Origin of the sequence: Arthrobacter sp. MMS18-M83 (assembly GCF_026683955.1) — a bacterium.
Lineage (GTDB): Bacteria > Actinomycetota > Actinomycetes > Actinomycetales > Micrococcaceae > Arthrobacter.
In genome coordinates, this window is the sequence record NZ_CP113343.1 from 4,738,518 (window position 1) to 4,761,677 (window position 23,160).

The 23,160-nt window shown below is 63.0% G+C and carries 21 protein-coding genes; 9 read left to right on the forward strand and 12 right to left on the reverse strand.

Annotated features, from left to right (window positions below):
* Window positions 1-66: 66 nt before the first annotated feature.
* Both OW521_RS22350 and OW521_RS22355 read right to left on the reverse strand, forming a co-directional pair.
* On the reverse strand, window positions 67-732 hold the full coding sequence (locus OW521_RS22350; protein WP_268021655.1) for a response regulator transcription factor: 666 nt from the start codon (window positions 730-732) through the stop codon (window positions 67-69).
* Window positions 729-2,324: a sensor histidine kinase gene (locus OW521_RS22355; protein ID WP_268021656.1), complete on the reverse strand. Its 1,596-nt coding sequence runs from the start codon at window positions 2,322-2,324 to the stop codon at window positions 729-731. Before OW521_RS22355 ends, OW521_RS22350 begins: the two co-directional genes overlap by 4 nt.
* Before the next feature lie 303 nt (window positions 2,325-2,627).
* Between OW521_RS22355 and OW521_RS22360 the strand changes: the two genes are divergently transcribed.
* The 8 genes from OW521_RS22360 to OW521_RS22395 all read left to right on the forward strand — a co-directional run bounded on the left by OW521_RS22360 (window position 2,628) and on the right by OW521_RS22395 (window position 13,124).
* Window positions 2,628-3,842 carry a glycosyltransferase family protein gene (locus OW521_RS22360; protein ID WP_268021657.1) on the forward strand — a complete coding sequence of 405 codons (1,215 nt, stop codon included), beginning with the start codon at window positions 2,628-2,630 and terminating at the stop codon, window positions 3,840-3,842.
* Window positions 3,829-5,049, forward strand: coding sequence for a glycosyltransferase (locus tag OW521_RS22365; protein ID WP_268021658.1), 1,221 nt, complete (start codon window positions 3,829-3,831; stop codon window positions 5,047-5,049). Before OW521_RS22360 ends, OW521_RS22365 begins: the two co-directional genes overlap by 14 nt.
* Window positions 5,049-6,224, forward strand: a complete 1,176-nt coding sequence (locus OW521_RS22370; RefSeq protein WP_268021659.1) for a glycosyltransferase family 4 protein — start codon at window positions 5,049-5,051, stop codon at window positions 6,222-6,224. Before OW521_RS22365 ends, OW521_RS22370 begins: the two co-directional genes overlap by 1 nt.
* Window positions 6,225-6,331: 107 nt before the next feature.
* On the forward strand, window positions 6,332-8,104 hold the full coding sequence (locus OW521_RS22375) for an ABC transporter ATP-binding protein (protein ID WP_326493988.1): 1,773 nt from the start codon (window positions 6,332-6,334) through the stop codon (window positions 8,102-8,104).
* Window positions 8,105-8,262: 158 nt separating this feature from the next.
* A complete protein-coding gene (locus OW521_RS22380) occupies window positions 8,263-9,375 on the forward strand; it encodes a phosphotransferase family protein (protein WP_268021661.1) in 1,113 nt (370 codons plus the stop codon).
* Window positions 9,372-10,511, forward strand: coding sequence for a phosphotransferase (locus OW521_RS22385; protein WP_268021662.1), 1,140 nt, complete (start codon window positions 9,372-9,374; stop codon window positions 10,509-10,511). The genes OW521_RS22380 and OW521_RS22385 overlap by 4 nt, the downstream gene beginning before the upstream one ends.
* Window positions 10,508-11,602, forward strand: coding sequence for a phosphotransferase (locus tag OW521_RS22390; RefSeq protein ID WP_268021663.1), 1,095 nt, complete (start codon window positions 10,508-10,510; stop codon window positions 11,600-11,602). The genes OW521_RS22385 and OW521_RS22390 overlap by 4 nt, the downstream gene beginning before the upstream one ends.
* Window positions 11,603-11,678: 76 nt before the next feature.
* The gene (locus OW521_RS22395; protein ID WP_442781190.1) at window positions 11,679-13,124 is read left to right on the forward strand and encodes a UDP-glucose dehydrogenase family protein; all 1,446 of its coding nucleotides are present in this window, start codon (window positions 11,679-11,681) and stop codon (window positions 13,122-13,124) included.
* Here OW521_RS22395 and OW521_RS22400 read toward each other — a convergent pair.
* The gene (locus OW521_RS22400; protein WP_268021664.1) at window positions 13,113-14,135 is read right to left on the reverse strand and encodes an alkaline phosphatase family protein; all 1,023 of its coding nucleotides are present in this window, start codon (window positions 14,133-14,135) and stop codon (window positions 13,113-13,115) included. The genes OW521_RS22395 and OW521_RS22400 overlap by 12 nt on opposite strands.
* Before the next feature lie 308 nt (window positions 14,136-14,443).
* On the opposite strand from OW521_RS22400, the gene OW521_RS22405 reads away from it, so the two are divergent.
* Window positions 14,444-15,349 (forward strand): glutamate ABC transporter substrate-binding protein, encoded by a 906-nt coding sequence (locus OW521_RS22405; RefSeq protein WP_268021665.1) that lies wholly within the window; start codon window positions 14,444-14,446, stop codon window positions 15,347-15,349.
* A gap of 92 nt (window positions 15,350-15,441) precedes the next feature.
* Here OW521_RS22405 and nusB read toward each other — a convergent pair whose 3' ends face one another.
* The 9 genes from nusB to ruvX form a co-directional block, all read right to left on the reverse strand.
* The gene (gene nusB, locus OW521_RS22410; RefSeq protein WP_184735037.1) at window positions 15,442-15,852 is read right to left on the reverse strand and encodes a transcription antitermination factor NusB; all 411 of its coding nucleotides are present in this window, start codon (window positions 15,850-15,852) and stop codon (window positions 15,442-15,444) included.
* Window positions 15,852-16,415: an elongation factor P gene (efp, locus tag OW521_RS22415; protein WP_078108994.1), complete on the reverse strand. Its 564-nt coding sequence runs from the start codon at window positions 16,413-16,415 to the stop codon at window positions 15,852-15,854. The genes nusB and efp overlap by 1 nt, the downstream gene beginning before the upstream one ends.
* Before the next feature lie 192 nt (window positions 16,416-16,607).
* Complete coding sequence (locus OW521_RS22420) at window positions 16,608-17,129, reverse strand: tetratricopeptide repeat protein (RefSeq protein ID WP_268021666.1); 522 nt, start codon at window positions 17,127-17,129, stop codon at window positions 16,608-16,610.
* Window positions 17,126-18,217: a 3-dehydroquinate synthase gene (gene aroB, locus OW521_RS22425; protein WP_268021667.1), complete on the reverse strand. Its 1,092-nt coding sequence runs from the start codon at window positions 18,215-18,217 to the stop codon at window positions 17,126-17,128. Before aroB ends, OW521_RS22420 begins: the two co-directional genes overlap by 4 nt.
* Complete coding sequence (locus OW521_RS22430; protein ID WP_268021668.1) at window positions 18,214-18,723, reverse strand: shikimate kinase; 510 nt, start codon at window positions 18,721-18,723, stop codon at window positions 18,214-18,216. The genes aroB and OW521_RS22430 overlap by 4 nt, the downstream gene beginning before the upstream one ends.
* A gap of 56 nt (window positions 18,724-18,779) precedes the next feature.
* A complete protein-coding gene (aroC, locus tag OW521_RS22435) occupies window positions 18,780-19,979 on the reverse strand; it encodes a chorismate synthase (RefSeq protein WP_268021669.1) in 1,200 nt (399 codons plus the stop codon).
* Between the two features lie 26 nt (window positions 19,980-20,005).
* Window positions 20,006-20,872 carry a shikimate dehydrogenase gene (locus tag OW521_RS22440; protein ID WP_268021670.1) on the reverse strand — a complete coding sequence of 289 codons (867 nt, stop codon included), beginning with the start codon at window positions 20,870-20,872 and terminating at the stop codon, window positions 20,006-20,008.
* Window positions 20,869-22,572: an endolytic transglycosylase MltG gene (gene mltG, locus OW521_RS22445; RefSeq protein WP_268021671.1), complete on the reverse strand. Its 1,704-nt coding sequence runs from the start codon at window positions 22,570-22,572 to the stop codon at window positions 20,869-20,871. Before mltG ends, OW521_RS22440 begins: the two co-directional genes overlap by 4 nt.
* Window positions 22,569-23,159: a Holliday junction resolvase RuvX gene (ruvX, locus tag OW521_RS22450; protein ID WP_268021672.1), complete on the reverse strand. Its 591-nt coding sequence runs from the start codon at window positions 23,157-23,159 to the stop codon at window positions 22,569-22,571. The genes mltG and ruvX overlap by 4 nt, the downstream gene beginning before the upstream one ends.
* Between the last annotated feature and the right edge of the window lies 1 nt (window position 23,160).

The window sequence follows — 23,160 nt, forward strand, 5'->3', positions numbered from 1 at the left end:
GTTTTAGCTCACACCCATCCGGGTCCAGGCGCTTCCGGGCCGGAGCGGAGCGAATCCACGCAGAAGTCAGATTTCCACCAGCCGGTACCCCGTGCCCCGGACCGTGGCCAGGCGGTCCGCGCCTAGCTTCTTTCGTAGATACAACACGTAGACGTCCACCACGTTGGACGTTCCGTCATAGTCATACCCCCAGACGCGGCTGAGCAATTGTTCCCGGGACAGTACCTGTCCGGGATGGCGCATGAACGTTTCCGCCAACGCAAACTCGCGGGAGGACAGCTCTATTTCCTTGCCGTTCAATTTTGCATTCCGGGAGTGCAGGTCCAGCTCGAGGAGACCACATTTCAGTATGTGGTCCAACGTGCCGGGCAGGGGATTGCGGAGGCGGATCCGTATCCGCGCAAGCAGCTCCTCGAATCGGAAAGGCTTGGCCAGATAGTCGTCTGCCCCGCCGTCGAGGCCCGCAACGGTGTCACGAACAGATGTCCTGGCTGTAACCATAATCACTGGAAGACGGACTTTGGTCTCGCGCAGCAATCCCAGAACGGTAAATCCGTCCAGGCGGGGAAGTCCGGCGTCGAGAATCAACAAATCAAATTGGCCCGACGTGGCGTAGTCCAAAGCCGTGATCCCGTCAGCCACCACGGAGGGTGTGTGTCCGGCTGCGCGGAGGCCCTTCTCCATGAACGTAGAGATCCGCGCTTCGTCCTCGGCTATCAAGATCCGGCTCATGATGCGGCCGCCTCGCTCATCAAGGGAAGATGCAACGTAAATGTAGATCCTTGGCCCGGGGCCGAATTCACCGTGACCCGCCCCGAATGTGCCTCGGCGATGGCCGTGACAATCGCAAGCCCGAGACCGGCCCCCGCTTCGCCCCGACCGGTTTCGACTCTGCCGAACCGCTCAAAAATCCGCTCCTGGTCCCGGACCTCGATGCCTATGCCGGTATCGCGGACCCAAACGGCCAGGGTCTCGGGACTGGACACCCCGCCTTCGCCGACCACTCCGGGTTCAACCCTGCAACCCAACGCTATTGTGGCTTCATCATCGGTGTACTTGACGGCGTTGGCCGCGAGTTGGACGAGCGCTTGTGTCAGACGCTGCGGGTCGGCATTCACCACGGCATCGCACTGTTCATCCACTTTCCATTGCCTGTTGGCGAGCACGCGGATCTTTTCCATGACCTCGTCAGTGAAGCGGGCCACGTCCAGTTCCTCCCTCCTGACAAACTCCGGACGCTGCGCATTGGCCAGCAACAGGAGATCATCCACCAACCTTTGCATCCGGGAGAGTTCATCGAGCAGGAGCGCCCGCGTCTCGGCGACGTCCGACGGGTCGTCATCCGACATCAGTTCCAAGTGACCACGCAGGATGGTCAAGGGCGTACGAAGTTCATGCCCGACGTCGTCGATGAACCGGTGTTGTTCTTGGGCGCCCGCGTCGAGCCGTTCAAGCATCAGATTGAACTTGTGAGCCAATTGGGATACGTCGTCAGCCCGGGACCGCTCGTCCACACGCTGGCTTAGGTCGTCGTGGCTGACTACTTCGGTTGCTTCGCGCATCCGGCGCAGGGGACGGAGAAGGCGCCCGGCGAAAACGGTGCCGATCAGGCCAGTCGCGAGCAACGCCCCGCCGGAAACCATCGTGTAGGTCCGGATCGAGGAAAGGATTCTCTCCTCCTGGTCCGACGTATCCCTGCCGATCAGGAAGAATGACTGGCTTCCACCAGCGCCGAGGCTCACCGGCCGGATCGTCAGCCGCATCCGGTCCTTGTCCGCGCCCAGGCTTCCGACGACGGCGCGTGCCGGGTCCGCCATGTTGAGGACCGGGCCGTACAGGGATTCCGGGAGCACAGGGTCATCCGGGTTGCCCTCTACTTTCCAATCCAGGTGCCCGTCGACGAATGCCGCTATCACTTCGTGCCTGCCGGGATCGATTTCGTGTGCCGCTGACCGGAGCTGGGAGATCGACGTGGCGCCAACCGCTGATGATCGGGCGCGGGCAATTTTTTCCACATTCTGTGCTTTGTCGGAAAGACTCTGATCAACGCGGTTATTCAGTTCCGTGAAGGACACCACGAACGTCACGACTCCAGTCAGGACGAGGCTGGCAAGCATCATGAGGAGCATCATGGCCAACACCAGGAAGCGGACCGACCGCACCTTGGACTGAACGCCGTTCCAAACGTTTCCGGCAGTGATACGAAGATGGGAACTTGACGGAGCCGCGGAGTCCGTACCGCGCCACCCCATGACGCGCATGCGCCAAACTCGAGGCATTGGCCCACCCCATTTTTCACCAACAGCATCGATCAACACCGGCATACCGTCCTTTTGGGAAGGTGCGGGACCCGATCTGGTATGCAGCCAACCGCAGCACTGGCCTACCGAAGCGATGTTAGTCAACCAGGCCAGGCGCCGCACGAGTAGTGACTACCTGTTAATTCGGCCTTCTTCCGTTGAGGGTCCGGCTCGGCACGGAGGCCCTGATCATCGGCAGCGACCCGTGTTGCTGGCGTTCATGAGAAACCGCTCATGTTGGCCACATCCCCCCCTCATGTCCGGTCGCGACAATGGGTATCCCACTTTCACTCGGCCCTGGGAAATGACTGACTACGGAGGCTCACCGTGGAACCGCTACGGATTGTCTTGTATTCGCACGACTCGCTGGGACTTGGCCACGTCCGTCGAAATCTCGCCTTGGCACATTCCCTGACGACCCACTTGCCTGCCCTCATCGGACGGGAAGTCACAGGTGTGCTGATCTCCGGTACGGCCGTTGCCCCTGGATTTGCCGTTCCGGCGGGCTGGGACTGGGTTCTGCTGCCCGGAGTGGATAAGGGTCCGGCGGGCTACAAGCCCCGGAATTTGGCCTTGACCATGACCGAACTGGTGTCGCTGCGTGCCGCGGTGTTATCCGGGGTCTTGGCCGGCTTCAGGCCCGATCTGATCGTGGTGGATCGACACGCCACTGGAATCCACGGGGAACTCGAAAGTGCGCTGCGCGAAGCACGTTCTGCCGGGCCGGTGAGAATCGTCCTGGGATTGCGGGAAATCCTCGACTCCCCCGTCCCGGCAATGGCCGAATGGGCCCGGCTTGGAGGTCCCGGCGTGATCAAGGGGATTTTCGACGCGATTTGGATCTACGGTGATCCGTCGATACACGATCCAGTGGCGGCCGGTGAAATCCCCTTCTCACTCCGCCGCCTGATTCAATTCACTGGATATCTCGCCGAGGGACGACCCACGGGATCTGCGACGACGTGCATGCGGGGGCCTTACTGTTTAACCACCGTTGGCGGCGGTTCCGACGGTCACCAATTGGCCCTTATCGCAGCGGCCACTCCCCTGCCTCCGGGCTTGGGGCATCTCATAGTCACAGGCCCGCAGATGCCGGCCAAGCAGGTCCTGGACATACGTCACCGGGCTAATCCAGGCACAAAGGTCCTCACCACGGTCGACGACGTCATCCACCACATGCGGCACGCCGCAGCCGTGATCTCGATGGGCGGGTACAACAGCGTCTGCGAAATCATGAGCACCGATGTTCCGGCTCTGATCGTCCCGCGCACTTTGGCGCGCGCCGAACAGAGGATCAGGGCGCACTCGCTAGCCCGCGCCGGGTTCGTGGACGTTCATGAAATCAGTAGCCTCACTCCGGACATTCTCCATGACTGGTTGCTCAGGAGGGCGGGGACCGCCATTGACCGGAGTGGTATCCGCTTGGACGGTTTGTCCTGCCTTCCCCGGCTTGCCGCGGCCCTGTTCGATCCGGCACTCGAGCGGATCAACCTCCGCCCGGCGAAGAAGATGAAAGCCGAGGTAGGCAATGTCGCAATCTGAACCGGAAACGGCTTATGTTCTCAAGATGTATCCGCGTTTCTCTGAGACGTTCATCGTCTCCGAGATTTTGGCACGGGAGGCCGCCGGAGAAAGGATCAGCATTTTTTCATTGCGGCCACCCACAGGCCCCCGCTTCCACCCGGAACTGGCCAGGGTCCAAGCACCCGTAAGCTACATCGACCGGCCCCATAAGTCCGAGGATCTCTGGGACATTTTTCGAAGTGCCGAGAAAGCGGGGATCGGCCACGCAGTGGCCGGGGCCTTCAACGAGTTGACCGGGACGGACCCGGACGACGCGGCCCAGGCGCTCCAACTCGCCATCGCCCTGCAGCAACGCAATATTGGGCATTTACACGCCCACTTCGGTTCGATTGCCGCCAATGTGGCGAGGCTTGCTTCATTGTTGACCCGGGTCCCCTACTCGTTCACCGCCCACGCAGCGGACATCTTCCGTGAATCGAACGACGGCGAGCACTTGCGGATCAAGCTGGAACAGGCCCACCACGCAATAACGATCAGTCAATACAATCTCAGCTACCTGCGGCGCCGCTTCCCCGGGGCAACGGACCGCCTGCATCTGGTACGCAATGGCTTGGAACTGGAGCGCTTCCCTTATGAGGCACCACGTCCGGTAGGAGAGATCGTCCGGATCGCCGCAGTCGGAAGGCTGGTGGAAAAGAAAGGCTTTGAATATCTGCTGGCCGCTGCCGCCGAGCTTCTGGAAGGGGGCTTCCGGCTGGAGGTGAGGATCGCCGGGGACGGGCAACTCGCCGACGACCTTCAACGGACCATCGACCACCGCAATCTCCGCGCGTCGGTCCGCCTTCTGGGAGCCCAGACCCAGGATCAGGTCAGATCCCTCCTAAGATCCGCCGACGTGTTTGTCGCACCCTGCGTCATCGGCCAGGACGGGAACGTGGATGGGCTGCCCACCGTCCTCCTTGAGGCGATGGCCATCGGTGTGCCGTGCATCGGCACCGATGTGACGGGAATCCCGGAGGTCATCAGGGACCGCCACACAGGGATCCTGGTTCCCCCAGGCAATGGGCACCGGCTGGCCGAGGCCGTACGCGAGATCTGTGGACCTGAAATTGACCGTTCGGCCCTCACGCGAAACGCACGCAGGCTCATCGAACAGAACTACGATTCGAGGCAGCAGGCAGTCGAGCTTCGTGCGCTGTCAATGGCGCGGAAGCAGGTTGCCTGATGCATGTGGCATACGTTTGCGCTGACGAAGGCGTGCCGGTGTTTGGCACCAAAGGATCGTCTGTCCATGTCCAGGAAATCGTACGCGCCTGGCGCAAGAAGGGGGCGACGGTAACGCTCTACTGCACCCGGCTGGGCACCGATCGTCCAGACGATCTGGCCGATCTCGACGTCGTCGAAGTTGCCGCCGGGTGCGCCGAAGGACCTGCGCGCGAGCTGGCCCTGGAAGACGCGGCATTCGCGCTCGCCGCCAGGATCCTTCACGACGGCTGCGAACTGGTTTACGAACGCTATTCGCTATTCAGCCCGGTGGTGTCTGTCGTGGCCAGCGTCCTCGGCGTCCCGGCCGTACTCGAAGTCAATGCCCCTCTTATTGAAGAACAAGCGCGGTACCGGCAACTCTTTGACGTGGAGCGGGCCGAAAGTGCCCTTGGACGCAACGCCCGGGCGGCGGACGTCGTGGCCTGCGTTTCAGCGCCCGTGGTCCGCTGGGTCCACGGCAGGGTACCTACCGCCAGGACTGTGTTGACTCCGAACGGCGTCAACGTCGAACGAATAGCCGCCCGTACGGGCGGACGTCACCACGACGGCCACCTCACGGTTGCGTTTGTCGGGACTTTGAAACCCTGGCACGGGGTTCCCGAGCTGTTTCAGGCTGTCGCACTGGCCAACATGCGCGAGGCCCGCCGCCCGAGCGGACCGAACCGCTGGGCCGTGAAAGTCATAGGCGATGGTCCAGTCCGGACCACACTTGAAGAGTTGGCAACCTCGCTGGGCTTGGAAGCGGAGTTTACCGGGGCCGTCGCACCCGGATCCGTGCCAGGGCTCCTTCACGAGTGCGATGTGGCCGCAGCTCCCTACCCCGTTGAGGAGCCCGGACGCGACGACTACTTTTCGCCGTTGAAAGTCTATGAATACATGGCTGCCGGAATGCCCATCGTGGCAACCTCGGTGGGACAGATCCCGTCCATTCTTGACCATGGACGCACGGGACTGCTGGTTCCGGCCGGCGATCCCGCAGCATTCGCCGCTGCCCTCGGCGTCCTTGCCGCCGATCCTGGCTTGCGAGATCGCCTGGGAACCCAGGCCCGTGAGCAGGCTGAAATGCGCTTCAGCTGGGACGGCGTGCTCTCGCGCATCACCGCGGCGTTGCCAGCCCCGCGAAAGGTGGCATGATCATGACCACGACACCCAGGCATCGGCGTCCAAGACCTGGAATGCAGCCTGCGCGCCCCCCGCGCAGCGGCAAGGCCGAATCCGGCTTGCGACGGACGTTGCGGTGCGTGCGTCCGCATCTTCACGGCCATCGACTCCTGATGGTCGGAGGGTTCACCGCCTTGGCCGCAGACGTCCTCTTCCGCCTGATAGAACCATGGCCCGTGAAGCTGGTCATCGACGCCGTCTCCCGTTCCCTCGGCGCGACTCTGCGTAGGCCGGGCCCCAGCATGGACGCCAGTCTTGAAACTCTTTTGTTGTGCGGTGGAGCGATCGTGGTCATCGCCATCGTGCGTGCCATCGCCAACTACTGGTCCGCGATATCGTTCGCCCTTGTCGGCTCAAGGATTGCCGCGGATCTTCGAGCCGAGACCTTCCGTCACGTCCAGAGCCTATCCATGCGCCACCATACCCGTGCTTCGACCGGCGACACCGTCCAACGCCTTGTTGGAGATGTCTCGCGTCTTCAGGAAGTCGCCGTCACCGCCGGGTTGCCGCTGCTTGGCAACGTGGCCACGCTCATCTCCATGACGATCATCCTGCTATGGCTCGACCCGCCATTGGCACTCGTCGTCTTTCTAGCGACCGGCGTCTTTGGTCTCCTTTCGCGGAAAAGCTCCGGACCCATCACCGCTGCCGCCGGCAACTCCCGAAAAGGTGAAGGAACCCTGGCCACGACGGCCGCCCAGACGCTCGGCGCGATCCGGGAAGTCCAGGCCTACGGACTTGAGGACACGATCAGCGCGGGCTTCCGGTCCAGCAACCAGGCAACGCTGGGAACGGGGGTTGCCGCCCTCAGGCTCGCCGCCAGTCTTGAGCGTCGGACCGATGTTCTGATCGGCCTGGCAACGGCAGTCGTATTGGCCGGAGGGGGTTGGCGCGCATTGGACCACTCAATAACGCCGGGAGATTTGATCGTCTTCCTCACGTATTTGAAGACAGGAATGAAACCGCTGAAGGACCTGGCCAAGCAGACGGGCAGAATTGCCCGCGCCACTGCCTCCGGCGAGAGGGTCGCGGACCTCCTCGATGCGCAAACCGATCTTCCCGAGGCGCCCAACGCCCGCGCACTGAAGAGCCGGAACCCGGACATCGTCTTCGAAAACGTCTTCGCCGGCCACGGCGAAGGCACGACGGTACTGCACGGGATCAATCTAACGATTCCTTGCGGGGAGCACCTCGCCATCCTCGGACCATCCGGTGCCGGCAAATCCACCCTTGCCAGCCTTGTCCTTCGCATGATCGACCCGAGCACCGGCACGGTCAGGGTGGGAGGCACGGACGTCAAGGATCTCCAGATCGCTTCGGTACGCTCCCACGTGTCTATCCTGCTGCAGGACTCGGTCCTGTTCGGAACCACGGTGCGGGACAACATCCGGTTCGGCCGCCTCGACGCGACCGACGACGAAATCGAACGGGCAGCCGCCCTCGCCCAAGCCGATGGCTTCATCCGCGAGCTCCCCGATGGTTACGACACCATTCTGGGCGATGCTGCGAAGGATCTTTCCGGCGGGCAGCGTCAACGCCTCGCGATTGCCAGGGCCATCCTCAGACAGGCACCCATCGTCATCCTGGATGAGGCCACCGCCGGACTCGACCCCGCCTCCCGCGAATCGATCCTGAATGCCCTTGAAGCCCTCACCCGAGGTAGGACGTCAATCACCATCACCCACGACGCACACTCTGCGCGCAACTGCGACCGGGTTATCTGGCTCGAGGACGGTCGCATCATCGAAGAAGGCCAGCCGGCCGATCTGCTGAAGGACCCGGCGAGCCGATTCGCTACATGGGTTGAGCAGCAACGAGACACGCGACCAGACAGAATGGAGGTGACGGCATGAGCATGACAGCGCTAAATCGGCCAGGCGCCGACCAATCCCTCGCACTGCGTGACAGCGCCCTTCCTTGCTTAGCTGACCTGCTCGACAATCACCGGCTGTCAGAGTTGTTGGGAGAGCCGGTACGGATCACAAGGGTCAGATACAAGCCAGGGACGTCCGTGCTGGCCGCCTTTCGCCATACCCGCAATGGCCACCCGGACTACGGCTGGGCGATGACCCGAACCGCGGCCGGCAATTCCAAACTCCGGCGGCGGGAAATCTATTCCAGCACCCACGGCGGGGATATCCGGCTCCTGCAGCCCGACGGTGGAAAACCGGACGCACTTGTCGCCGTCGGCGGGTTCGAAGACGACTGGGCACTCACCGGAAACCTGCTCTGGCTCCGGGACCACGGCCTGGAACGGCTTGGGGCCCTCCCCCGAACAGGAGACAGGCTGGTGAGCGGTGCGGCAAGCATAGTCCGCTACAAGCCCGAACGGCGCCTGGTCCTCATGGACCACTCCCCCGCTGGCTCCATCGTCATCAAAGCCGCCGCCGAGTCATTCAACAACGCAAGGCAACAGCATTTTTGGCAGTGGCTGCATCGGCACGGGGTGCCTGTCCTTCCGTGGCTCGGAGACGTGGGGTGCGCAGATCACGGCATCAGCGCCAGCCCCTTCTGGGGCGCCGGGGATCTTGGGTCAGTCGACGACGACGACGGGTCCCGCCACGCGGGCGAGGCCCTGGCCAGGCTCCACAACGCCCCGGGATACGCAGGCAGCTACTCCGCCGATCCGCAGCCGAGCCTCCTCGGCCAGCTCATGGCCACCACGTCGATGATCACCACACTCCTGCCAATACTTGAAGAACCCGCCATGAAACTCGCTGCCAGGCTCAGCGGTCAGCTCCGGGCTCAAACAAGCCACCGACACCACACCCTGCTCCACGGCGATTTCTCTCCGGACCAGGTCCTCGTCGCCGATCAGGACGTCCGGATCATCGATTTTGACCGGGCCCACTCCGGCGTGCCGGAAGCGGACATCGGTTCGTTCGCCGCCGTCGAAGAAATCAATGCCCGGACGCCGGGCTCAGAGACGGCGGGCGGTTCAAAAACGGCGCACCTGATCGAAGGCTACCTCGAGGCCGGAGGCAGGTTCTCGCGGGCAAATCTCAATACCTGGGCGGCATTCAGGCTGTTCACCGGCAGCGTCGATCCGTTCCGGGACCGTGCTGCCGACTGGGCCGCTGACGCGGCGTGGCAGATCGACCGGGCACTGGAGTTGACCAGATGAATTGGCAGCCTCCCGTCCCGACGGACGCAGTGGACGATTCCGGGACTCCGTGGCACACCGTGCGGGCCTGGCCGGATAAAGCCCCTGGAGACTATCTCCTTGAAGTCCTGACGCCGGGACGCAAGGGCGTCCGAGCCGCCCACGTGCGGCGCGGCCACTTTGAACTGGTGCCTCGGGACGATCCTGGACTGCCGGCCTTGCTGGTGGAGGCGAGCCGAGGGGAAGTCATCTCCCATCGACCCCACAAGCGCGCGGTCATCCGGGCCAAGGGGCAGTACATCAAGGTGTTCCGGCCCGGGCGGGCCGTCGTGTCGGCCGAACGGTGTGAACAAATGGGTGCCCTTCTGCTCGCTGATAGTTTCATCGCGCCCAGGATCAACCACAGTTCCACGGACGTCATGGTTTTCGGTTCAATCCCCGGACGGACGCTTCGCGAACTTGGCGAGGACCCCAACGTCAACGATGAAACGTTCGCCGCCATATGGGCGCAATGGTCGCGTGCATGGGTCTCGCAAATCGTCGGGCCGCATGGTGGGGCGCGGCATGACCTCATTGCGGCCTTGCCGATCCATCCGCCGGAGAAGGAAGCGTCCAATCTCTGGCTGTGGGTGAATCGCTGGGTACACCACAACGAAAGCTCCCCCGAGTCGTGGCCGGAACGTGACGTTCTACGCGCCAGGGCGAATCAGGTGACCGAAGACCTCCTGCGGTCAACACCGGATCCGTTGGTCTGGGCACATGGAGACCTTCACGACAAGCAAGTCATCTGGACCGAAGAAGAATCCCCGCTCGGATTGCTGGACTTCGACGCAGCCGCCCAAGCTGAGGCGGCCCGGGATCTGGCCAATATTGACGTCCACTTGAAGCTTCGGCTCCGACTGCACCTGCTGACTCCTGAACGCTACCTGGTAGCCCACACACAGGTACTGGCCGCCTCGAAAGACCTGCACGTGAGTCCGGCCCGATTTCACGCCTATGCGGACGCCACTCGCGTCCGGCTAGCCTGCCTCTACTCCTTCCGCCCGGGGCTTGGATCCGTGGCGTCCGGTCTTCTCGACGAACAGGCAGCCCAAAGGCCATTCTCCGAATTCAACACTCCGGGCAGTTCCGGGGCGGCTCGGGAGATGATCATATGAATTGGCACCCTCCCGTGCCGGCTAAGGTCAGCGATGGCGCAGGCGTCACATGGCATGTCCGCAGGGCATGGCCCGGATCCTTGGCCGGCGAGTTCGTCCTCGAAGTACGGGACCCAGTTGGGCCCGGAGTACGGGCCGCCCACTTCCGGCGGGGGAATTTCGATCCTGTGCCCCGCGATGATCCGCTGATTCCATCCCTCGCGCGGGAAGCCGCGAAGGGCAATGTCATAGTCCACCGTGCCCACAAACGCGCCGTCATCCATGCCGGTGACAAATACGTCAAAGTATTCCGGCCGGGCCGGGCTGTGGATGCCGCGAGCAAGCACCGCATCGCAGCCTCCCTTCTGGACTGCAGTTCGTTCAATACCCCGCGCATCCTCGAGGCCGGGACCGATGTCATGGTCTTCAGCAGCCTTGGCGGACGCTCCTACTACGAACTCGGACAGGATCACGCCACGGTCACCGACGCAGCTTTTGATGCCGCCTGGGCGCAATGGTCACAGGCTTGGGCCACAACTGCAACCATTGCCAAAAGCGCTGGCTTCCGCGACAGCCTCGACAGCCTGCCGGCCCACCCGCCGGAGACAGAGGTGGCCAATCTCCAGCGCTGGATCGATCATTGGCTACGGCACAGCCAGGGGGTTCCGGAAGCGGCCACGGCACGATCTGCTTTGCTTGCGCGCGCGGAGGCGGCCATCTGCGGGCTCAGCGGCTCGCCCGCCGATCCACTCGGATGGGCGCATGGCGACTTGCATGACAAACAGATATTCGGGTCCGACGAGAGCTGCGGGCCGGGGCTCTTGGACTTCGACGAGGACTGCCGTGCTGAGGCCGCCCTGGACCTCGCGAACCTCAACGTCCACGTGGAACTGCGGCTCCGCCAAAAGCTCCTGACAACGCGCCGGTATGTCATCGCCCACCGCCGCATTGTGGCCACCGCAGAAAAACTACACGTCAGCCCGGAACGATTCGCCGCTTACGCTGCGTGCACCAGGCTTCGCCTCGCGTGCCTGTATTCCTTCCGCCCTCCTTGGGGAGCCGAGGCCACGAAATACCTGAGCGAACCGACCACGCCGGAAAGAGCGCTTTAGTACGGGGACGCCTCAGCCAGCTTCACTGCCACCACACCGAATCAGAGGTCAAGCCACAGACACGAAGGAGAGACTTATGGAAACCATCGGCACCCAACCGAAGGCTGGCGTTCTCGTGCCGCCGACGCGGGCCTCGAACCTTACCGTGTCCGTCATAGGCACCGGCTATCTGGGTGCAACCCATGCAGTCTGCATGGCCATCTTGGGCCATGACGTCATCGGAATAGACGTGGACGAGAGCAAGATCGACGCCCTCTCGCGAGGGCAGCTCCCGTTCTTCGAACCCGGGCTGCGCGACCTCCTCTGCCAGGCCCTGGCAACCGGACGGCTGAAGTTCACCACCGATTTCTCTGCCGCGGGGCCAGCGGACCTTCATTTCATCTGTGTCGGCACGCCACAGGCGCCCGACTCAGACGCCGCTGATCTGCACTTCGTGCATGCCGCTGTTCGCCGGCTTACCCAACATCTGGGCCGCAGGTGCCTGATCGTCGGGAAGTCCACGGTGCCCATCGGGACGGCGGCACGGCTGGCGTCCTTGGTACGTTCGTTGTCGCCCGGAGGCAACGCAGTGGAACTTGCTTGGAACCCGGAATTCCTCCGGGAGGGGCACGCCGTCGAAGACACGCTCAGACCCAACCGCCTTGTCTTCGGAACTGCCAGTGAGTGGGCCCTCGCGCAGCTGTCCAATTGCTACCTTCCCCTGATTGAAACCGGCACTCCCGTGGTTGCCACCGACCTGGCAACCGCCGAACTCGTCAAAGCCGCAGCGAACTCGTTCCTCGCCACAAAAATCTCCTACATCAACGCAATGGCGGAAATCTGCGAGGCCACCGGCGCCGACGTCAATCACCTGGCGGAAGCGCTCGCCTACGACACCCGGATCGGCGGGCAGTTCCTGAAGCCCGGATTGGGTTTCGGCGGAGGGTGCCTGCCCAAGGACATCAGAGCGTTCGCCTACCGGGCGCGTGAATTGGGCGTCGGACAGGCCGTGAGCTTCTTGAACGAAGTCGACCACATCAATCGACGCCGCAGGCAGCGGACCGTCGACCTCATATCCGATCTCGCCTACGGAAACCTCGACGACGTCAAAGTCACCGTGCTCGGCGCGGCGTTCAAACCGGACTCCGACGACATCCGGGACGCCCCTGCCCTGGACGTCGCACGGATGCTCTACGCAGCCGGCGCCCAGGTCACTGTCTTCGACCCCCAGGCAATGGACAACGCCCGGAGGAAGTACCCCGAACTAAGCTACGCAGCCAGCCTCGAAGAAGCGGTGACCGGCGCGGAGGTCGTGGCGCTCCTCACCGAATGGGCGATCTTCCGGGAAGCCGACCCCGTCAGGCTCGGCCAACTCGTCGCTCGGCGAAATATCGTCGATGGAAGGCACGTCCTTGACCCAAGCGCCTACCGGGCGGCAGGCTGGGACTACCGTGCGCTGGGCGTGCCTTCTCCCTTGAACTCCCTTACCCTCCTGCCGGCCACAATTCCCGGCCTCGTTCATGACACCGCATCAGTTCAATAGATCGTCCATGACAGGTGCGCCCTTGTCGTTGTTGGTCAACGGCGCGAGTCCCCAGGAAGCTTCGATCGTGTGCAAGAGGGAGTAGTGGCCATACGGGGCCCCCGACTGGTAGCCCTTCTTTGCGGCCGGTCCGGCGAAAATCGCCCCTACTGCATTGCTTTCGTCGCTGCCTTCATCCCACGTGATCACCAGGAGGGACTTCTGCGTCACGAACGCGGGTGAAGCAAGGATCAGGGGAACCTGCTGTGCAAGCCAAGCATCGCCGGTCTCCACCGGGCAGTCGTGCATGTCATTGCATAGGTTCGGACTGATGAACACATAGTTCGGAAGGGTGGAAGCGGAGGCCAGATCCGCGGTGAACCGCGTGAACGGGACCACGTGCGCCGCGCAATTGTTCCTGTCGCCGGTGACGCCCGGGTAGTACATGAAAGGATTGTGCCGCACTGCGTATTTGCCCGAGTTACTGGCCGCACAAGGGGCCGGCATGCCCTCGGCGTACATTTTCCAGCTCCGGCCCGATTGCTCAATCCGGTCAGCGATGCTCGGGACGGCCGCCGTGCAGTTACCACCCGGACTGCAGTCGTCCGCTATCCCGGCGGTGGTGCCGCTCGTGAGGGCAAGGTAATTGGGCAGGCTCGGATGGGCGAGGGCCTGATAGTTGTTGGCCAGGGCCGATTCGGCGGCAAGCTTGTTGATGTAGGGAGCGGCAGCCTTGCCGAGGATGTCCGAGGCGGGTTTGTTCTCCTCAACAATTATGACAACGTGATCGAAACCGCCTGCGCCGGCAGCGACGGTGCCGTTCGATTGCGAGGTAGCTGGCGCTGACGGCGAGACTGATCGACTGACGTCGGGGACTGTCGGCGAGACTGATCGACCGACGTCGGGAACTGACGGCGAGGCTGAGTCCGAACCCGAGGGGCCGGCTGAGGGACCTTGGGGCTGGCATCCGGTCGTCAGCACCAGCGTGAGAAGACCAACGACCGCAAGATGGTGCCTGCTCTTGGCTCGCATCCCCTGATGATATGCGCGGTGTGCGAATCCGGCTATACCCGAGATACCCGTTAGATCGATGACGGCTAGGCGGCCTGACCCGAATCCTTCCAAGTGGTTACCCGATTGGAGGGGACCGGAGCGGCCCTCAAACGAGTGGCTGGCACTCAAGCTAGAAGAGGTTCAGCGGCCGTATTCTCACAGAATGGGGGCCGTTGAGGTCGGCAAAGCATCGAAGGGATGCGTCTGGGAATGACTTGGCTGAAGTCGAGTTTCGCCACCGTCAACGCGAGGGCCTCGCCAATGCGGCGCATGATAAAAGGAGCATCATGATGGCGATCTTTGCACGCACGCGGTTGAGAGTGGCTGGGATCTGCGCCGCGTCGGCCCTGGCCCTCAGCGCTTGCGGCAGTACTGGACCCGCGACGAGCACAGCGCCCGCAAGCCGTGCACCCACGGCGATCACCGTCGCGAAAGATGTTGCCCTGACTGGCAGCCCGACATTTGACAAGATCAGATCCTCCGGAAAAGTCCGAATCGGCGTCAAGCAGGATCAGCCGGGCCTGGGCTTCAAAGACGCAACGACCGCTGAATACAGTGGTTTCGACATTCAGATCGCCACGTGGATCGCAGCATCGCTGGGTTACGACAAGGACAAGATCGAGTTCACGCCGATTCTCTCGGGTACGCGTGAATCCGCTATCACCACCGGAGCCATTGACTACTATGTGGGTAGTTACCCGATCACAGACCACCGCAAGAAAACGATCGACTTCGCCGGCCCCTACCTGGTCACGGGCCAGGGCCTGATGGTGAGGAAAGACAACGCATCCATAGGCAGCGAAAAGGACCTTGCGGGAAAGAACGTTTGCTCCGCCACCGGGGTGGACTCGATAAAGTACATCCAGGCCAACTTCCCAGCCGCCCAAACAACTGAGCTTGACACCTACGCCAAATGCGTCGAGTCGCTCAAGGCCGGGCAGGTGGACGCAGTTACTACCGATCAAGCAGTCCTGATGGGCTACACCGCCCAGGACCCGGACCATCTGAAGGTGGTCGGTCAGCCGTTCACTACCGAAAAGTACGGCGTGGGCATTCCGAAGGGCGACAAGGCCCTGCGGACATTCATCGGAAATATGCTTACTGATGGTGGCGCCATCTGGAAGAAGATCTACAACGACACGCTCGGTAAGTCGGGGACAACAAGTGAGCAGCCCAAAGTCGACCAGTACTGAGGATCCGGAGCGCGGTGGATCTCCTTGGCCCGGCAACACAAAACCCCGGCTGGAATCCCAGCCGGGGTTTTGGCGATTACTACTGCCCCTGCCTAGGCGAGCAGGGAAGGCTTGAGCTTCTGCAGACGTCCGAGGAGACCGTTGATGAACGCAGGCGATTCATCGGTGGACATGACCTTGGCCAGCGCCACTGCCTCGCTGACCGCCACGCCGTCCGGCACGTCGTCGTTGTAGAGGAGTTCCCAGGCGCCGATACGCAGAATGATACGGTCAACCGCCGGCATGCGCTCAAGGGTCCAGCCCTGGGCGTAGGTCTGAAGGAATTCGTCGATGGTCGGCTGCATGGCAACCACGCCCTCCACGATGTCGGTCGTGTACGGGTTGACTACGAGGTCGGTCATTTCCCGGCGGGCCTTCAAGACCTCGAATGCGGAGGCGGAACGCTGCTCCGCCTCGAACAGTACTTCGAGGGCCCTGTTACGGGCCTTACCACGGGCACTCACTAGTCGCTGACCCGGCCCAGGTAGCTGCCGTCGCGGGTGTCGACCTTGACCTTGGTGTTGTTCTCAACGAAGAGGGGCACCTGGATCTCATAGCCGGTTTCAAGGGTGGCTGGCTTGGTTCCAGCGGAGGAGCGGTCGCCCTGGAGGCCCGGCTCGGTGTAGGTGATTTCGAGGACTACGCTCGGGGGAAGCTCGATGTAGAGCGGGGTGCCCTCGTGGATGGCGATGTTGACCATCTGGTTTTCCAGCATGAAGTTGGTGGCGTCGCCTACCGTGGCACCGGAAACCGTGATCTGGTCGAAGTCCTGGGTGTCCATGAACACGAAGTCCGCGCCGTCCTGGTACAGGTACTGGTAGTCGCGGCGGTCAACGGTGGCGGTTTCGATCTTGAGGCCGGCGTTGAAGGTCTTGTCCACCACCTTGCCAGACATGACGTTGCGCATCTTGGTGCGCACGAACGCGCCGCCCTTGCCCGGCTTGACGTGCTGGAACTCAATGATGTTCCAGAGCTGTCCCTCGAGCTTCAGCACGGTACCGTTCTTGATGTCATTTGTGGTTGCCACTAGTATCCTCTGGTTTCTCTCACTGGTTCTAGCTACGCCTTCTGGCTTCCAGCCGACTATGCCAAGCAGGCATGCCTTGACGGCCGCCAGCGCGTATTTATCAAAAATCCAAAGACCATTCTACCGGCAAATTGCGCCGCGCCCGCCGCGCCCGCTGTTCAACAGGCGAACGGGCCCTGGAGGTCCCCCCGTTCAGGAGGCAAGCTCGAGGACGTTACGGGCACGTTGCAACGCGACAGCGGAGGAGTAAATCAGGGAAGCATCGGCTGCCAGGGCAACCCGCAGGTCCAGGGCCTTGGTGAACGATTCCGCTGCGGCAACGGGATTTCCGGCCACAAAATGGGCGCGCCCCAAATATTGGTGGACGATCGGTTCCTTGGTTGTTCCCTGGACTTCTCCGAGCAATTGGCGGAAGAGCTCCACGGCGCGGTCGAAGCGGTTGGTGGCACGGTGCAGTTCAGCCTCGAAGATCCTGAGTTTGAAGGACTCGGGATCCTTGTAGCGGGCCTCGGCCAGCAGCTCGGCTGCTTCGCCGGGGTGGCCTTCGAGCATGAGCGCCATGATGCGGTCGGCGGGATCGGTGGACTCAGCCAACGCAGACTGCATGGCTTCCTCGTTGACAATATGCGGCAGGAGCGTGTCCGGGTTGGTGCGCACCCCAGGGAATCCGCCGGTGGGCCAATCACTGACGCTGCTGAAAGTTTCAGTCGTCATGATGCAATCTCCTGGTAGGCGGCGAAAAGCAGCGAGGTGTCGGGGACGTCGAGGATTCCGGGCTTCGCGACGCCGTCGAGCACCACAAATCGCAAGAGGTCGCCGCGGGACTTCTTGTCGCGGCGCATGCCATCAAGCAGGCCCTGCCAGCGGTCCCGGCGGTAGGTGACCGGCAGCCCGAGCCCCTCAAGGATCGTGCGGTGCCGGTCGGCGTCGACGTCGGATAACCGCCCGACGCTGCGGGCGAGCTCGGCGGCGAACATCATGCCGACCGAAACTGCCGCGCCATGACGCCACGAGTAGCGTTCCACGAGTTCGATCGCGTGGCCCAGGGTGTGGCCGTAGTTGAGGATCTCGCGCAGGCCGGATTCCTTCAGGTCTTCGGAAACCACTTTCGCTTTGACCGCGATGGCACGCTCGATGAGCTCGCGGAGCACCGCCGAGCCCGGGTCTGTGACTTCCTCAGGCTTGTTTTCCACGAGGTCCAGGATGGCGGGATCTGCGATGAAGCCGCACTTGATGACTTCGGCCATTCCGGAAATCAGCTCGTTCTTCGGCAGCGTCTGGAGCGTGTCCAGGTCAGCCAGGACGGCAGCGGGCGGGTGGAAGGACCCCACCAGGTTCTTGCCCTCCGCCGTGTTGATGCCGGTCTTGCCACCCACGGACGCGTCCACCATGCCGAGGAGGCTCGTGGGCATGTGGATGACCTTGACGCCGCGCAACCAGGTTGCCGCGACAAATCCGGCGAGGTCGGTGACAGCGCCGCCGCCCACCGCAACGATCGCGTCGGAGCGGGTGAAGTCGTTCTGGCCAAGCACCTGCCAGCAGAAGGCCGCAACTTGGATGTGCTTGCCCTCTTCAGCGTCGGGGATCTCAGCCGTGACGGCGGTGAATCCCGCCGCTTCGAGCTCCGCGCGCACCGTGTCGCCCGTAAGCCGCAGGGCGCGCGGGTGAACCACAAGCACACGCTTGACCCGCTCCCCCAGTTTCGCGGGAAGGGTCTCCAAGAGGCCGCGTCCGACGACGACGTCGTAGTTTTCGTTCGCGGACTGGCCGGTGACCTTGATGACAGTTGCTTCGTTGCTCACTTTTGCACTTCCTCTTTCAAGGCCGCGTATTCACGCAGTCTTTCCTCCACGTGGAGGGCGATTTCCGCCACGGTTCCGGACCGTACATCGACGGTGACATCTGCCAAGCGTTCATAGACGGGACGCCTGGCAGCAAACAGGGCTTCCCAACGCGCCATGGCGTCTCCCGCCAGGAGCGGCCTGCCGGTGTTGCGGGCGATGCGTTCGGCGACCGTCTCCGCATCGCATTCGAGATAGACCACAGTGCAATCGCCCAGGAGCTGTTGGGTGCCGGAATCCAGCACCGCGCCGCCTCCAAGTGAAACAATCCCGCCGCTGAGGTTCGCGGCTTCGATAGCACGCGCGACAGTCCTGGCCTCGATCTCCCGGAAGGCATGCTCTCCGCGACCAGCGAAAATATCCGCGATGGTCCCGTGGTGCTCAACAATGACGACGTCCGTGTCCACAAACGGCACGCCCAATTGCTGGGCGAGCTGGTGGCCAATGACTGACTTACCGACGGCCATCGGTCCCACTAAAGCAATCGCAGGCCCGTGACCGGCGCCCGAGGTACCGCGGACCACTAGTGGCCGACCGAGTCCAGGTTTGCCGGAATGCTGTCCAGGTAACCCCGAAGGTTTCGTGCGGTTTCAGCGACGGAGTCACCGCCGAACTTCTCAGCAACAGCTTCGGCCAGAACTAGGGCGACCATGGCCTCGGCGACGACACCCGCGGCCGGAACGGCACAGACATCGGAGCGCTGGTGGTGGGCCTTGGCGGCTTCGCCGGTGCTCACGTCAATGGTCTTCAGTGCGCGGGGGACGGTAGCGATGGGCTTCATGGCGGCGCGGACCCGCAGGACTTCGCCGATGCTCATGCCGCCTTCAATGCCACCTGCCCGGTTGGTCTTCCGCACGATGCGGCCGGCCTCGTCCTTGACGATTTCGTCATGCGCAGCGGATCCCCGGCGGGCAGCCGTGAGAAAGCCATCTCCGACTTCAACGCCCTTGATGGCCTGGATGCCCATCAGGGCCGCAGCCAGGCGGGAGTCGAGGCGACGGTCCCAATGCACGTAGCTGCCGAGCCCCGGTGGAAGGCCGTAGGCCAGCACCTCGACAACACCGCCGAGAGTCTCGCCTTCCTTGTGCGCTGCGTCGACCTCGGCCACCATGGCGTCCGAGGTCTCACGGTCGAAGCAACGCAAGGGGTCGGCGTCGAGGGCCAGGACATCGGACGGCACAGGCAGCGGCCGACCCTCCGGAACAGTGACGCTCGCGATGGAAACCGTGTGGCTGACGAGTTCGATGCCGAGCTGCTTCAGGAATTGGGAAGCGACTGTGCCAAGGGCAACACGGGTGGCGGTTTCCCGGGCGCTGGCGCGCTCAAGAACAGGGCGCGCTTCGGGGAAACCGTACTTCTGCATGCCCGTGAAGTCTGCGTGGCCGGGACGGGGACGGGTCAGGGGTGCGTTGCGGGCCTGGTCGGCAAGAAGGGCGGGATCCACCGGGTCCGCAGACATGATCTGCTCCCATTTGGGCCATTCGGTATTGCCGATCTGGATGGCGACGGGTCCGCCCTGCGTGACGCCGTGCCTGACGCCGCCGAGGATGTTCACTTCGTCCTGCTCGAACTTCATCCGGGCTCCTCGACCATAGCCGAGGCGGCGGCGCGCCAAGGCGTCGCGGATTTCCTCGCTGGTGAGTTCCACACCGGCGGGGACGCCTTCAACAATTCCGAGCAATGCCGGGCCATGGGATTCACCGGCAGTCAACCAACGCAACATATAACCAATCCTGCCATGTAAGGCCCCTAGTAGACCCGCCGGGGTAGCCCGACTGAGTCGCACATCACATCTATGACATCGGCGGTGACGTCAGCGCCGGAAAACAAACGGATTTGCTCTACGGCTTGGTAGAGCAGCATTTCCAGCCCGGGTACCACCACGCCACCGCGTGAATGCCATACTTCGGCGATCCGGCTGGGCCATGGATCGTAGGCTACATCCAGCAAGACACCCGAGACGCCGTCAGCAAGCTTGTCGGGGAGTCCGTCAAGCTGCGTGGCAATGCTGTCCGCCGCCCGCGGCGGAAGGGTGGAAATCACCAGATCGGCTCCAGCCAGGCCTTCAGCCGCCTCGGCCATCGGCAGGAGTTGAACGGCGAGTCCGACGGCGGCAGCGGCGGCTTTCGCTTCAGCTGCCCGTCCGGCGTCGCGCACGTAGACGTCAACGTGTTTTGAACCCAGCTCGTTGACCGCCGCGATGGCCGCCGCGGACGTTCCGCCACCGCCAAGAATCGCGGAATTCGGCCGCTCCTTGACCCCGGCATTCTTGACGGCGTCAACGATGCCGGCCACATCCGTGTTGTGGCCAATCCGCCGCACACCGTGCTCAGTGGCTTCAAACGCGACAGTGTTGATGACGCCCAGGCGGGCGCCGGCCCCACGGACCTCGTCGACTTCGTCCACCATGGCGGTCTTGAGGGGCATGGTGACGGACAGGCCGCACCAATTGTCCCTGGCTTCAAGGGCCGCCATGAAGGCCGGCAACCGCTCAACGGTCACGTCGATGGCTGAGTAGTCGATGTCGAGCCCAAGCTTCGCGTAGGCCGCGCGGTGGAGTGCTGGTGACTTCGAGTGACTGATGGGGTGCCCCAGGACGGCAGCACGTCTACTCACACGCACCGTCCCGCGTTGGCTGCACACCATGCGTTGTACTGCTCAACGTACTTGCTGTGTTCCGCCAACGTGCTGGAGAACTTCGTCTCCTTGGTATCCAGGTTGATGGTCACCCAATAGAGGTAATTATTGGCTGTTGGCTTCGCAGCAGCGTCGATCGCCGTCTTGCCGGGCGAGCCGATCGGGCCAACCGGCAGGCCCACGTTGGCATAGGTGTTGTACGGATTGCTCTTGTCAGCCTTCTGGGCGTCGGTCAAGTGGAAGGTCTTGGTACCGAGGCCGTAAGTGACAGTCGCGTCCGATTGGATGAGCCCATTCGTCTCCGTATTGCCAGGCTTGAGCCTGTTGTAGATGGCGCCCGCTACGTTGCCGTAGTCAGCCTGGCCACCTTCAGCCTGCACAATGCTGGCGACAGTGACGGCCTGGTACTGCTTGGTCGGATCCGTGACGCCCTGCGCCTTGAGCTCATCGGTGGTCCCAGTGACAAGCTTCTGGAGAATGTCCTTCGCCGGCGTCCCAAGCGGGAACCGGTACTCCCCCGGCGCCAGGAAGCCTTCCAGGTTCTTTGCGGGGGCCGGGACGCCAAACTGGGCCGGCGAGTCACTGAGGGCCTTCAACTCGGACACAGGGATACCTGACCCCTTGGCGATCGCATCGAGCGACTCCCCGATTCGAAGCCCCGCACTGAGCGCGAAGTACATCACCTTGGAGGCGTCCTTGTTGAGGAGGACATTCACTGCATCGGAGTTCTTCATTTCGGTGCGGAACGTGAAATCGCCCGGTGAGAGTTCACCCCCGGCCGCCGTGAATGCGGCCAGGAACGTGTCCGCGTTGGCAATGACGTGCTGGTTCTGGAGGTTGGTGGCGACCAGTTTGGGTCCGGATCCCGGGGCAACCGTGACCGTGACGGAACCTGTGCCCGGACCGGGGTAGTCACTGACCTTGTCCATGCCGAGCAACGGCTTCAGGAACTGGGCCCCGACCGCAACAGCGGCGACGAACACCGTGAGGGTCAGCAGAAGTGCAAGGACGCGACGACGGCGCCGGACTTTCTTCGACGGAACCTTTGCCACCGCAGCCGCAGCCGGGATGAGTTCATGTGCATCGTGCTCGTCATGGACTTCGTAGTCGAAGTGGGGATCGTGGTGCTCATAACCTTCGTCATGTGCATGCACTTCGTGGAACTCGTCGCCGTATGCGGCGTCGTAGATCGGAACGGCGTCGTGGTTCCCGGCATCGTGGGGAAGCGCGGCGTCAGGGTGCGCAGTGTCTGGGTGCACAGTGTCAAGGTGCGCGGTGTCCTGGTGAGCGATGTCAGGGAGCACGGCGTCTTGGTGGACGGCGTCGTGGAGCAGTGCGTCTTCAGGTGAAGCCTCGTGTTGTTGCACGTTTTCCTCCGGTTGGACCACATCGGACTGCGGAGGAAAGTCCCCGGACGGCCCGGCTTCGCCGCGAATGCCGTCATTGTGGAGTTCCGGGGCGTGGGACGGCGTTTCAGGGGCCGCCGCGTAGTGCGGAACATACGCGGGCTGCGGCTTCGGTACGGCGACGGGTTCAAAGTGGACAGGCACAGGCGGTGGCAACACCTCCTGGTTCTGAGTCTCCAGGAAGCGTTCCCTGGCACGGATTTCACGACGAGTCAGCGGCCGGGTGCGGCCGTCTGATGCGTCGTTGGAGGGGTCGTTGTTGACCGGGCTCACAATTGTCTTCCCCTCGTTGGAGAGTGTGGATCAATGCCGGAGGCCGGCAGCGGCGCATTGGCACCGTCAATGTGTTGGGGTGGCGCCGGCGCTTGCACGCGCCTACCCACATCGGCACCTCTGGCTTTTTGCATGTCGATCGCGTGCTGCAGAATTCCGGCAGCGGCAACCTGATCCACTACTTTACGATGATCCTTGCTGCTCATGCCAGCTTCACGGAGATTGCGGTGGGCTGTCACGGTACTGAGCCGCTCGTCCACCATGTTGACCGGAACGTCGAGTCCACGGCGCTGCAAGTGGGCTGCCAGCAACTCCGCGTATTCGTTGGCCATGATCGCGGACGCGTGTTCCTCACCCTTCATCGTGCGCGGCAGCCCGACGAAGATCTGGACAACACCGAGCTCCGCGACCTGCCGGACAATCACACCGATGTCGGAATTCTTCTTGGCGTCCCGGCTCACCGTCTTGAACGGCGTGGCCAGGATCCCGTCCGGATCGCAGATAGCAACTCCCACACGGACGGTGCCGACGTCTACCCCCAGCTTGATTCCCCGGGGGTAGTCGTCGTTGCTCGCATTGGCCTCCAAG